Source organism: Delftia sp. ZNC0008, assembly GCF_000799035.1.
Lineage (GTDB): Bacteria > Pseudomonadota > Gammaproteobacteria > Burkholderiales > Burkholderiaceae_C > Comamonas > Comamonas tsuruhatensis.
The window spans coordinates 1-12383 of the sequence record NZ_JTKZ01000148.1 but is presented as its reverse complement, the minus strand read 5'-3'; the positions used below and the strand labels follow the sequence as shown (position 1 = coordinate 12383).

Annotated in this window: 11 protein-coding genes and 1 pseudogene; 9 read left to right on the top strand and 3 right to left on the bottom strand. The window is 67.6% G+C overall.

Annotated features, from left to right (window positions below; all coding sequences use genetic code 11):
* The 7 genes and pseudogenes from L995_RS33685 to L995_RS05010 form a co-directional block, all read left to right on the top strand.
* Positions 1-242: pseudogene (locus tag L995_RS33685) on the top strand (hydratase); the annotation flags it as partial.
* 41 nt (positions 243-283) lie between these two features.
* On the top strand, positions 284-1450 hold the full coding sequence (locus L995_RS05035) for a substrate-binding protein (protein WP_047469769.1): 1167 nt from the start codon (positions 284-286) through the stop codon (positions 1448-1450).
* Positions 1451-1490: 40 nt separating this feature from the next.
* Positions 1491-2324 (top strand): branched-chain amino acid ABC transporter permease, encoded by an 834-nt coding sequence (locus L995_RS05030; protein ID WP_047469766.1) that lies wholly within the window; start codon positions 1491-1493, stop codon positions 2322-2324.
* The gene (locus tag L995_RS05025; RefSeq protein WP_047469764.1) at positions 2317-4146 is read left to right on the top strand and encodes a branched-chain amino acid ABC transporter ATP-binding protein/permease; all 1830 of its coding nucleotides are present in this window, start codon (positions 2317-2319) and stop codon (positions 4144-4146) included. The genes L995_RS05030 and L995_RS05025 overlap by 8 nt, the downstream gene beginning before the upstream one ends.
* Complete coding sequence (locus tag L995_RS05020) at positions 4143-4850, top strand: branched-chain amino acid ABC transporter ATP-binding protein (protein WP_047469761.1); 708 nt, start codon at positions 4143-4145, stop codon at positions 4848-4850. The genes L995_RS05025 and L995_RS05020 overlap by 4 nt, the downstream gene beginning before the upstream one ends.
* Before the next feature lie 185 nt (positions 4851-5035).
* Positions 5036-6178: a transporter substrate-binding domain-containing protein gene (locus tag L995_RS05015; RefSeq protein ID WP_047469758.1), complete on the top strand. Its 1143-nt coding sequence runs from the start codon at positions 5036-5038 to the stop codon at positions 6176-6178.
* A gap of 4 nt (positions 6179-6182) precedes the next feature.
* Positions 6183-6815: an ANTAR domain-containing response regulator gene (locus L995_RS05010; RefSeq protein WP_175403295.1), complete on the top strand. Its 633-nt coding sequence runs from the start codon at positions 6183-6185 to the stop codon at positions 6813-6815.
* 10 nt (positions 6816-6825) lie between these two features.
* Here the strand turns inward: L995_RS05010 and cls are convergent, their stop codons facing one another.
* Positions 6826-8277 (bottom strand): cardiolipin synthase, encoded by a 1452-nt coding sequence (gene cls, locus L995_RS05005; protein WP_047469755.1) that lies wholly within the window; start codon positions 8275-8277, stop codon positions 6826-6828.
* 355 nt (positions 8278-8632) lie between these two features.
* Complete coding sequence (locus tag L995_RS05000; protein WP_012204400.1) at positions 8633-8980, bottom strand: MoaF-related domain-containing protein; 348 nt, start codon at positions 8978-8980, stop codon at positions 8633-8635.
* Positions 8981-9070: 90 nt separating this feature from the next.
* On the opposite strand from L995_RS05000, the gene L995_RS04995 reads away from it, so the two are divergent.
* Positions 9071-10444, top strand: a complete 1374-nt coding sequence (locus L995_RS04995; RefSeq protein WP_047469750.1) for an MFS transporter — start codon at positions 9071-9073, stop codon at positions 10442-10444.
* Here the strand turns inward: L995_RS04995 and L995_RS04990 are convergent.
* Entirely contained in the window at positions 10441-11439 is a 999-nt protein-coding gene (locus tag L995_RS04990) for a diaminopimelate dehydrogenase (protein ID WP_047469775.1), read from the bottom strand. The two genes, L995_RS04995 and L995_RS04990, sit on opposite strands and share 4 nt — an antisense overlap.
* A gap of 228 nt (positions 11440-11667) precedes the next feature.
* On the opposite strand from L995_RS04990, the gene L995_RS04985 reads away from it, so the two are divergent.
* Positions 11668-12383, top strand: a 716-nt coding sequence (locus tag L995_RS04985; protein ID WP_197065105.1) for a pseudouridine synthase, incomplete at its 3' end; no start/stop codon positions are given.

Sequence of the window (12383 nt, the reverse complement as noted above, 5' to 3'; positions counted from 1 at the left end):
GCCGCACCGGCACGGAGCGCGGCCAGCCCTTCATAGGCCAGAGCCTGATCGTGGGCGCCGAAGGCTGGCCGCTGGCCGGCCCCGCCTCGGTGCATGCCGAGGAGATCCTGCACGCATCGATCGACCTGGAGGACGCGCGCCGCAAGCGCCGGTTGAGCGCCTTCAACCATGTGCTGGGCGACCGCAGGACCGACCTCTACGACGCCATGCTGGGCACGGGATGGCCGCGCCCGCAGCCCTGAGTCCTTTCCATCCATCCCCCTCTTTTTTTGGAGCCATTTGCATGAAAACGCTCACATCCATTGCACGCCGCACTGCGGCCCTGGCTATCGCGCCCTTGCTGGCATGGCAGGTACACGCCGCCGAGCCCCTGCGCATCGGCGTGGCGGTCGGACTTTCAGGCGCCAACAGCGTCGTGGCCCCGGCCGTGGTGCAGGCTTCGCAACTGGCGGTGGAGGAGATCAATGTGGCCGGCGGCATCCTGGGGCGCAAGGTCGAACTGGAGATTGCCGACGACGCCTCGGGCGCCGTGGGCGCGCAAAAGGCCTTCGACACCCTGGTGTTCCAGAAGAAGGTCAGCGCGGTGATCGCCATGGAAACCAGCGCCGCGCGCAACGCGGCGCTGCCCGTGATCAACCGGGGCAAGCCCCCCTATATCTACACGTCGTTCTACGAAGGCCGTTCGTGCAATCCCTGGATGTACGTCAACGGCTGGGTGCCCGAGCAGCAGGTGGCGCCCATGGTGGATTTCCTCGCCAAGAACCGCAATGCCAAGAACTTCTTTCTGGTGGGCAATGACTATGCGTTCGGCCGCGGCATGCTGGCATTCACGCGCAAGTACATAGAGCAGCAGGGCGGTAAGGTCGTGGGCGAGGAATACCTGCCCATCGATGGCAGCGACTGGACTTCGGTGCTGTCCAAGCTGCGCTCGGCAAAGGCCGACGCCCTGATCAGCGCCACGGCGGGCGGTGCTCCCAATGTGTCCCTCGCCAAGCAACTCAAGGCGGCCGGCCTGTCGCTGCCCTACGGCAACCTGGCCGTCGACGAGGGAACGGCCAGGACCATGGGCACCGATGCGCAGGGGATGCTCCTGTCGGCCTCGTACCTGACCGGCATAGACACGCCGGAGAACAAACGCTTCATGCAGGCCATGCAAAAGAAGTTCGGCGCGGAAATGAAGACGCCGAACGAACTTTCCGAACCGCAGTACGAAGCCTTCCATCTGTACAAGGCGGCGGTGGAGAAGGCCGGCTCCACGGACGCGGCACTGGTGATCAGGGCGCTGGCGGAGGTGTCCTTCAACGGCCCGCGCGGCGTCATCCAGATGAACCGCAGCCGGCACACGCCGCTGGCCATGCGCCTGGGCCAGGTCCACGCCGACGGGACGGTCAAGGTGCTGGAGACATTCGAGAAGGTGGACCCCGGCATGCAGTGCCCGAACCTCAAGTGACGGGCGCCCCCCTTCCACCGCAACCCTGCAAGGAGGCACCATGGTGCTGCTACTGGATTTGCTGACCACGGCGAGCATGCTGTTCATCGTCACGGTCGGGCTGATGATGATTTTCGGGGTGATGAAGATCGTCAACTTCGCGCATGGCGCCCTGCTCACGCTGGGCGGCTATGCCAGCTACGTGGTGACCCGGCTGCAGATCAATCCCTGGCTGGGCTGGCCGCTGGCCTTCGTCACGGGCGTGGCGGCGGGCATGCTGGTGGAGCGGCTGATCGTCAGGCCGCTGTACCGGCGGCCGCTCGATGCCATTTTGGCCACCTGGGGCCTGGGCATCGTCATCGGCCAGTTGATCATGATGGCGTTCGGCCGCGAGGTGCAGTTCGTCAGCGCCCCGCTGTCCAGAACATGGCAGCTCCTGGGGGTGGACTACTCGGCCTACCGGCTCCTGCTGGTGCCCGTCGCGCTGCTCATGTGCCTGCTGCTGGCGGGCCTGCTCAATGCCACGGACTTCGGAGTCAGGACGCGCGCCGTGATCATGAATGAGGACCTCGCCAGCAGCCTGGGCATCCATTCGGGACGGGTGCGCTTCATCACGTTCAGCCTCGGCGCCGGCCTGGGCACCCTGGCCGGCGCCATGATCACGCCGCTGTCCAGCGTGGACCCGAACATGGGCCTGCCCTGGCTGGTCAGTGCCTTCATGCTGGTCATGGTGTCCGGCCACTCCATGGGCGGCCTGCTGCTGACCTGTGCGGTGTTCGGCACGGCCCAGGTGCTGGTCAGCACCTATGCCAGCCCGGTCCTTGGCGGCCTGACCATCGCCGTTCTTGCCGCCGTCACGCTGCGCATCCGCCCCCGGGGGTTCTCCCATGGCTGAAGCACGCATACCTGGCAGCGCCGCGCTGCCCGCCCGCACCGCATCAGCGCCCTGGCTGCGCCCCACGGCAGTCCTGGCCACACTGGCCGTGCTGGCGTTCGCGGCAGGGCCGTGGATTTTCGACAGCTATCTGCAGAACATTCTCGTCAAGGCCTTTTTCTTCGCCATCGTGGCCGTGACCGTGGACATTCTCTGGGGCCATACGGGCTATCTGACCTTCGGGCAGTCGGCGTTCTTCGGCATGGGCGCCTATGCGGCCGGCCTGGTCTTCACATACATGGGGCCGGGTCCGGCCTCGGCCCTGCTGGCCATGGGGCTGGCGGTGGCTGCCTGCGCCATCGTGGCGGCCCTGGTGGGCTGGCTGTCCTTCTACCGGGGAGCCTCCCCGTTCTTTGCCACGGTGATCTCGCTGGTGCTGCCCATCGTGCTGACGCAGTTGCTGCTGTCCGGCGGCGAGTGGACGGGGTCCAGTTCGGGCCTGACGGGCTACGAGAGCTTCGATCTGTCCATGCAGGCCTGGTACGGCATCGCAATGGGCGCGCTGGCGCTGGCAGGCGGCCTGGGCTGGATGCTGGTGCGCAGCGACGCCGGGCGGGTGCTGTCGGCCATTCGCGACAACGAAGTGCGCTGCACCTACCTGGGCATCGATACATCGATCGTCAAGATCCTCCTGCTGGTGGCCATGGCGGCCGTCGCGGGCCTGGCCGGATTCGGGTACGGCTCCTTCAGCGGCGTGGTGGCGCCCGAGTTGGCGGGCTTTGCGCTGGGTACCGAGTTCATCATCTGGGTGGCGCTGGGCGGCAGGGGCACGCTGTGGGGCCCTCTGGCTGGCGCGGTGCTGATCAATGTGGCCACCGCCTATCTGGGCAGCAGCATGCCGTTTGCCTGGCAACTCATCCTGGGGGCGGCCTTCGTCGTCGTGATCGTGCTGCTTCCGCAAGGCCTGATGCCCCTGCTGCTCAAGCCCTTCAGGACCGGCCAGGACGCTGCGGACCCGCCTCTTTTGCAGGAGCGCGCCCCGCGGGAGATGGACGGCATGCCGGACAGGGAGGACATGCTGCAGGAAGCGGCCATCCACATGCAGGGCGTGGCCAGGCACTACGGTGCACTGAAGGTGCTGCAGGGCATCGACCTGGAGGCCCATGCCGGGGAACTGGTGGGGCTGATCGGGCCGAACGGCGCGGGCAAGACGACGCTGATGCGCTGCATGAGCGATGGCGCCGAGCGCAGCGCGGGGACGGTACGGCTGTGCGGCCACGACATTGGGCGCCAGCCTCCCGAGGCTTGCGTGCGCTTCGGGCTGGGGCGCAAGTTCCAGAACGCCAATATCTTCGAATCGCTGACCGTGGCCGAGTGCCTGCGCATTGCAGGAACGCGGCTGGAGCGGCCTTCGCTGGTGCGCCGCGATGGCACGCTGCGCCTGCCGCCCTATGCCCTGCATGTGGTGCGCATGACGGCGCTGGAACACAAGCTCGGCCACGTGGCGCGCGACCTGTCCCACGGCGAGCAGCAGGCGCTTGAACTGGCCATGGTGCTGGCGCTGGAGCCGCGCGTGGTGCTGCTGGACGAGCCCACGGCCGGGCTGACCCAAACCGAGCGCACGCAGATCGGCGAAGTCCTTGCATCGCTGGCCAGGCGCTACCAGCTGTGCTGCCTGCTGGTCGAGCATGACCTGGACTTCGTGGAGCAGATCGCCACGCGCGTCGTGGTACTGCACCAGGGAAGCATCGCCATGCAGGGCAGTTTCCGCGAGGTGGTGGACTCGCCCCTGGTCAGGACGATTTATTCGGGCAGTGCCCACGGGCACAAGGAGGCGGCATGAATGGCACCGTGCTGGCACTGGACGGTGTCACCAGCGGCTACCGGGGCTCGGTCGTCCTGCGCAATCTGTCGTTGGCCATAGGCCAGGGCGAAGCCGTAGCTCTGCTGGGCAAGAACGGCATGGGCAAGAGCACGCTGCTCAAGACCATCATGGGTTTTCTGCCCAAGAAGACGGGGGCCGTGCGCCTGCATGGCGAGGACATCACGCGCATGGCACCGCACCGCATCGCCCGGCGCGGCATAGCCTACGCGGCACAGGAGCATGCGCTGTTTGCCGATCTCAGCATCCGCGACAACCTTCGGCTGGGACTGGCGCAGCAGGCCTTGTTCCCGGAGCGCCTGGCCGCCGTGGAGCCCCTGTTTCCGCTGTTCGGCAGCCGGCTGCAGCAGCCTGCGGGCACGCTGTCGGGCGGAGAGCAGAAGATGCTGCTGCTGGCCAGGGCGCTGATGATGCGCCCCTCGGTGATCGTGCTCGACGAAATCACGGAGGGACTGCAGCCCTCGGTGATCGAGCGGCTGGCCCAGGCCCTGGCCCAGGAGCGCCAGCGCCATGGCACGGCGATGCTGATCGTGGAGCAGAACGTGCAGTTTGCGGTGCAGGTGGCGGACCGGTACGCGATCCTCAAGCAGGGCGAGCTGATCGACGAGGGGCCGGCCCGTGCGGCGGGTGCGGTCGAGGCGGTGTTCGGACATCTGCGGGTCTGACCCTTGCCAGCACAGAGCAAACCCCATGCCCCATGCCCTACGCCCCCGCCCCCGCCCCCGTCCCCGTACTCGCATTCGTACCCGCATCCGCCGAAACTTCGTGTCTTGCTGCCCGTCCGGCAGGACCGCAGGCACTGGACGCGTATTCCCGCGACCAGGAATCTCCAACCAGTGAAAGCCGCTCCATGACCCACGAAATCCAGATGGACGATGGCTGGCGCATCGGCGTGCTGTTCTCGCGCTCCGGCCCCACGGGGGTGACGGAGTCCGAGCACTTCCTCGGCACTGCCCTGGCCATCGAGGAAATCAACCAGCTCGGCGGCGTTCTGGGCCGGCCGCTGATCCCCGTGGCCTACGACCCCAGGGGCGATGCGACGGAGTACCGCCAGCTCGCCACGCGGCTGCTGCTGGAAGATGAGGTCAACGTGATCTTCGGCTGCTCGCGCTCTTCCAGCCGCAAGGCGGTGCTGCCGGTGATAGAGCGCAACAACGCACTGCTGTGGTATTGCTCGTTCTATGAGGGCTTCGAGTACTCGCCCAACGTGATCTACACGGGGGCGGTGCCCAACCAGAACAATGTGCCACTGGCGGCCTACCTGCTGCAGAACCGGGGCCGCAAGCTGTTTTTCGTGGGCGCCGACTACATCTATCCCCGCGAGTCCAACCGCATCATGCGCGACCTGGTGGAGCAGCACGGCGGCGAGGTGCTCGACGAGGTCTATCTGCCGCTGGAGGCCAGCCGCGCCGAAGTGGAGGAAGTCCTGGCCGACATACAGGCCGCGCAGCCTGACGCGGTGTTCTCCACCATGGTCGGCCAGTCTGCGCGGCTGCTCTACCAGCTGTACCGCGACTTCGGGCTCGATCCCCAGCGCACGCCCATTGCGAGCCTGTCCATGGTGGAGGAGGAGATACGCCAGATAGGCCCGTTGCTGTGCGAGGGACATATCACGGCAGCCACCTACTTCGGCTCGGTGGCCAGCGAGAGCAACCGGCGCTTCATCGCGCTGTGGCGCTCGCGCTTCGGAGATCGCCCCACCAGCATGTGGTCCGAGCTGGCCTACGCCCAGATCCATCTGTTCGCCCAGGCGCTGCAGCGCTCGGGCAGCCTGGATCGGCGCAAGCTGGTCGAGGCGGCGCACCGGGTCCGGTTCGAGGCCCCCGAAGGACCGATCACGGTGGACCCGGAGAATAACCACTGCAGCCTGACGCCCCGCATAGGCATCTGCCGCAGCGACGGGCAGTTCGATATCGTCTGGGAAGCCAGGGAGCCGGTCAGGCCCGATCCCTACTTTTCCACCTTCGGGTTTTCCGAGTTCTGGCTGAGGTGAGACCATGAGTTCCAGCCTGCGACGCCTGTACGAAGACCTGCGCAGCATCTGCGTCGCCGTCGTCCATCCTCCCGGGGAGGACCGCGACATCATCGTGGAGCAGCTGCAGCGCATCGGGTGCCGGCTGCGCATCGTCTGGCCGCTGCCGCCCGAGCCGCCTTCGGGCGCCGATGTCATCTTTTTCCAGGTAACCCAGGACCTGGAGGCCAGTTCGGGTTGGAATGCCGGCACCGTGGACGCGGCGCTGGTCGCCCTGTCGGACTACGAAAGCCCCACCACCCTGAAGCTGCTGCTGGACACCCAGGCCCATGGTGTGATCACCAAGCCATTCCGCTCCTCGGGCATTCTCAGCACGCTGGTGCTGGCCAGGTCGGCCCAGGGGTTCCAGCAGCGGCTGCAGGGCAAGATCGACAAGCTCGAATCCACCATCAAGTCGCGCCGCCAGATCGAGAAGGCCATTCGCGTGCTCGTGGACCACCAGCAGATGACGGAGGAGCAGGCCTATGTGCACATGCGCGAGCGCGCCACCGGCCTGCGGGTGACCGTGGCCGAGGTGTCGGCCATGGTGCTGGAGACCCATGAGGCCATGGAGAAGCTGGGCTTCGCCAAGGCACCCGGGCCGGCGCGGCGGCGGTGATGCCTTCGGCTCACAGCACCGGGCTCAGCATCGCCAGTAGGTTGTTCCAGATGCGGCGGCCCCAGTGCCAGGCGTGGACCTGGGCGGCCGTGATGCGGTCGGACTGGCGGATGTACTCGCCCTGGCGCTGGCGGATGGCGCGGGTCACGGCCTCGTCCTGCAGCAGCACGTTGTTCTCGAAATTCAGGTCGAAGCTGCGCAGGTCCAGGTTGGTGGAGCCCACGAGGGCCACCTGCCCGTCCACGCACAGGGTCTTGGCATGCAGCAGGCCGGGGCGGAATTCATGAAGGATGACGCCGGCCCGCAGCAGGTAGCGGTAGGTGCTGCGGCTGGCCGCGCCCACGATCCACGAATCGTTGCGCGCGGGCAGGATGAGACTGACCTGCACGCCGCGCCAGGCGGCGGCGCACAGGGCCTCGAGCACCGTGGCGTCGGGAATGAAGTAAGGGGTGGAGATCACGACCTCGCGCCGTGCGCTGGCCAGCAGCGTGGACACGAGCTGCGAGGTGGAGCGGGGCCGCTCGGCCGGGCCTTCGGCAATGACGACGGCGGCAAAGCCGCCTGCAGGCCGGTCGGGCAGACCGTTTGTGGACCGGACAGCCAACGGCATGGGAGGAACCTGGGCGACGCTGCGTGCCTGCGCCCAGTCGCTGGCGAACACCTGCTGCATCTGCGCCACCACAGGACCCTGCATGCGCAGCATGACATCGACCCAGGGCGCATAGCGGGCCTTGACGGCAAAGGCTTCATCCGCGCAGTTCTGGCTGCCGCAGTAGGTGATGCGCTGGTCGATCACGGTGATCTTGCGGTGGTTGCGCAGGTCCAGGCGGCTGGTGAACATCACGCGGATCGGATGGCTGGTGGGCAGGGCCACGGCCAGTTGCACGCCCGCCTGGGCCATCTGCTGCCAGAGGTCGGTGCGCAGCAGCGCGCGCGAGCCCAGGCCGTCCACCATGGCGCGGCAGACCACGCCACGCCGTGCCGCGCGCACCAGCGCCTGGGCCACGGCCGTGCCCGTGTGATCAGCCAGCCAGATGTAGTACAGCACGTTGATTTCATGCTGGGCGGCGTCCATGTCGGCCAGCATGCGGGCGCGGGCCTCGGCGCCATCGGCCATGAGCTGCGCGGTGTGGCCCGGCTGCGCGGCAAAGCGGTTGATGGAGGCCGCATAGCCGAAGGCAGCCTGCCACTGCGGGGCGATGCCCGCTATCGGCACGGCGGCGCCGTGGTCCATGGCAGCGCCTGCGGCGAAGTCCTGCACCTTGCGGTACCGGGCCCGGCCGCGGCGGCGCAGCGTGACTTCGCCAAACAGGTAGTACAGCGCGCAACTGACGTAGGGCAGCAGCACGATGACGGTGAGCCAGCCCATGCGAACGTCGGGGCGCACATCGTCACGCAAAAGGATGCGCAGGCCGAAACCCGCGATGAGCAGCAGATGCAATGCGATAAGCAGCCAGGTCATGCGGCCAGCATAGCGGCGGCATTGCGGACCTGTTTCTCAGGCGCGCAATGTTTCACGGGGGCACGGGCCTTGATCTGCGGCGGGCGGCTGCACACCGGTGATGGATCCAGGAACAGAATTCCACGAAAAACCTGAATCATGACGAAAGTACACGCACACATCCCACGAAATTTTTCCGTTGGATGAAGAAAATGACGATGGCGTGACGGTTATGCCCAGCGACTGTGGGCCTGCCTGTGGACAAGCTTCGGGACAACCCGTGTTTGCGGCGCCAGCCTTGGCTTTGCCGGTGGCGCTCAAAAAACAGGCATGTTGCGCCGCCGCCGCAATGTTTCACGCAGCACCGGCAGGGTTCTCAGCGAAAGCGGAAACGGCCTTCGACGAACATGGAGGACCGGTGGCCGCCCTCGCTGGCCGGATCGGCAAAGGACCAGAAGGCCTGCACCGTTCCCTGCGCCGTGTCTATGACCTGGCTGACGGTGAAACCGGTTTTCTCGATCCAGTTGAGGAAGTGCAGGCTGTCGCTGACCTGCAGGTAGCTGAGCCGTTCGCAGCCGTCGGACACATGGCCCAGGGAATCGACCACATGCCAGACCATCTGGCCTTGCGGCGTGTACCGCACATCAGCCTTGCTGTCGGGGAAGTCGATGACCGCTTCGCGCCCGATCAAGGTGCCGGCGTATTGCATGGACAACATGGACATGGTGTGTTGCTCCTCTGATGCGGGGTTCTGGCCTGACCCGTGATGGCATATTCTCGCGCCGCGCCGCGGGTGTTTGTGGGAGCAGACCGCATGCCTTCGTCGGCAGCGTGGAGCGGGCACAACGGCCAGCAAGGCGCCGGCATTTCGCAGATACTGCGCGTGCTCCTCCACGGATATCCGATCTTGCCCTCCTCCCCGCTTCCCCCCTCATCGGCCGACAGCCCCGCTGCCGGCCTGCGCAGCAGCGCCTTCGTTCCCTTCGTCATGGCGCGCATGCTGTCCATGTTCGCCCAGCAGATGCAAGCGGTGGTCGTGGCCTGGCAGGTGTATGACCTGACGCGCGACCCCATGTCCCTGGCCTATGTGGGACTGGCCCAGTTCCTGCCCATGCTGGCGCTGCTGATTCCGGCCGGCGACCTCAGCGACCGCATGAGCCGCAAGCGCCTGCTGTCGGGCAGCTGGACCGTGGCGGCGCTGTGCTCCCTGCTGCTGCTGTGGCTGTCCTGGCACGAGGGCGCGGCCGCGCACGATGTGCACTGGATCTACGCCGTGCTGGTGCTGTTCGGCTGCAGCCGCGCCTTCACGGGGCCGGCCCTGCAAAGCCTGCTGCCGCAGATCGTGCCGCGCGAGCAGTTGGCCCAGGCGCTGGCCACCAACAGCATGCTGATGCGCACGGCCGCCATCGCGGCGCCCGTGCTGGGCGGCCTGCTCTACGCCTGGGGCGGCGCCGTGCTGACCTATGCGGTCTGCGGCGTGTCCCTGGTGCTGGCCGTGCTGCTGCTGGGCACGGTGCCCGTGCGCTATGCCGAAGCCATGGCGCCGGCCGGCGGCTCGCTGTGGCTGCGCTTTGGCGAAGGCATCCACTTCATCCGCACGCGCCCCATCATCCTGGGCACGATTTCGCTGGACCTGTTCGCCGTGCTGCTGGGCGGCGTGGTGGCCCTGCTGCCCGTGTACGCGCACGAGGTGCTCAAGGTCGGGCCCGAAGGCCTGGGCCTGCTGCGCTCGTCCATGACCGTGGGCGAGGTGGCCATGGGGCTGTGGCTGTCGGCCCGCCCCATACAGCGCCATGTGGGCCGCGTGATGTTCGCCGCCGTGGCCATCTTCGGCGTGGCCAATCTGGTGTTTGCGCTGTCGCACTGGTTCTGGCTGTCCATGGCGGCGCTGATGCTGGCGGGTGCGGCCGACATGGTGAGCGTATACATCCGCTCGGCCCTGGTGCAGTTTTCCACGCCCGACTCCATGCGCGGGCGCGTGAACGCGGTGAACATGCTGTTCATCGGCTCGTCCAACGAACTGGGCGAGTTCCGTGCCGGCACCAGCGCCGCCTGGCTGGGCGCGGTGCCCGCTGCCGTGGTGGGCAGCCTGTGCACGCTGGGCGTGGTCGGCAGCTGGATGACCCTGTTCAAGCCGCTGCGCGACGTGGACCGGCTGGAAGACGCGGCCCGCGTGGGCCAGGGCTAAAGCAGCTCGGCCCGCAGCTGCTGCGCAGTTTTGGGCGACAGCAGGCCGGGCGCGACGTCAAAGACGGTCCTGCAGCCCGTCTGCCCCGATTGCTGCAGCCGGTGCACGGCGCGCGCATAGGCCACGAGCACGCTGGCCGTGAACTCCGGGTTGCTGTCCAGCTGCAGCCGGTATTCGATGGAATGGCGCAGCCCATCGGAGCTGCTGCCGCTGCGGATGACGAAGCCGCCATGCGGCATGGCCGCATGGTCACGGGCCAGCTCCTGCGCGCTGATGAAGTGCACCGTGGTGTCGTACTCGTCGAAGTAATGCGGCATGCCGGTGATGGCCTGGCGCACGCCGTCGGCATCGGCCCCATGCTCCAGCACCACAAAGCACTCGCGCCGGTGCCGCTCGCGCGCAGACAGTTCGGGCCGCACGCCGCTGCGCACGCGCTGCACGGCCTCGTCCACGGGAATGGTGTACTGCACGCCGCCGGCCACGCCGGGAATGCGGCGGATGGCGTCGGAGTGCCCCTGGCTCAGGCCCTTGCCCCAGAAGGTGTATGTGGCGCCATCTGGCAGCAGGGCCTCGCCCATGAGGCGCTGCAGGGAGAACATGCCCGGGTCCCAGCCGGCCGAGATCAGCGCCGTGGTGCCCGCCGCGCGGGCCGCCGCGTCGACCAGCTCGAAATGCCCGGGAATGCGCGCATGCGTGTCAAAGCTGTCCACCAGGCTGAAATGCGCGGCCAGCGCGGGGGACTGCTGCGGCAGGTCGTCCTTGGAGCCGCCGCACAGCACCAGCACGTCGATGCCTGCGCGATGGGCCAGCAGGCTGTCCATGCCGTGCACGGGCGTGCCGGGCTGCAGCGGACGCAGCTGCGCCGGATCGCGGCGGGTGTAGATGCCGGCCAGCACCATGTCGGGGTTGCGGGCAATGGCCACCTCCACGCCACGGCCCAGGTTGCCGTGGCCGACGATGGCGATGCGGATGGGAGCGGTGCTGCGATGGTCCATGCGGTGCGGTGCCTTTGCGATGAGGTTCAAAAACTGCGGCTCGAAAATGAGGTCCATGCGCCAGCGCAGAACCAGGCGCGATCTTGCATCGCCAAGGAGCAGCCAGTCGTGCACTGCCGGGCAGCACTGCGTTGCCCTGCGCGGGGGTACTGAGCGGCGATGTTGGGCAGGGGTATTGGGAGAGGGTCGTGGGCCGTGGTGGACAGCAGCGCCTACACTCACGCCCTCATGTCCCAGCCCTCATCCCCCATCGCCCAGCCGCTGCCCTCGGAGTGCGGCGACGCACCGCTGCACATCCTCTGGCGCGACGAGCACCTGGTGGCGGTCTACAAGCCCGCAGGCTGGCTGGTGCACCGCACGGGACTGGACGCGCACGAGACGCGCTTCGTGCTGCAGACCTTGCGCGACCAGCTGGGCTGCCATGTGCACCCTGCGCACCGGCTGGACAAGGGCACCTGCGGCGTGCTGGTGATGGCCCTGCATGCCCAGGCCGCGCAGCGGCTGGGCCAGGCGTTTGCCGGGCAGCAAGTGCGCAAGCAATACCTGGCGCTGGTGCGCGGCTGGCTGCCCGATGCGGTGGAGGTGGACCATGCCCTCCGACCCGACGATGCGCCCGAGGACGCGCCAGCCCAGCCCGCACGGACTGCGCTGCGCTGCCTGGCCCGGCTCGAATGGCCCGAGGCCTTTGATCCGCGCCATGCGGCCACGCGGATCTCGCTGGTCCAGGCGCTGCCTGCCACGGGCCGGCGCCACCAGATACGCCGCCATCTCAAGCATGTGGCCCATCCCATCATTGGCGACGCCACGCACGGAAAGGGGCCGCTGAACCGCTGGTGGGCCGAGCGCCTGGGCCTGCAGCGGCTGTGGCTGCATGCCCATGCGCTGGAGCTGGCGCACCCGCTGACGGGCGAGCCGCTGCGCTTGGAGGCCGACTGGAGCCGGCT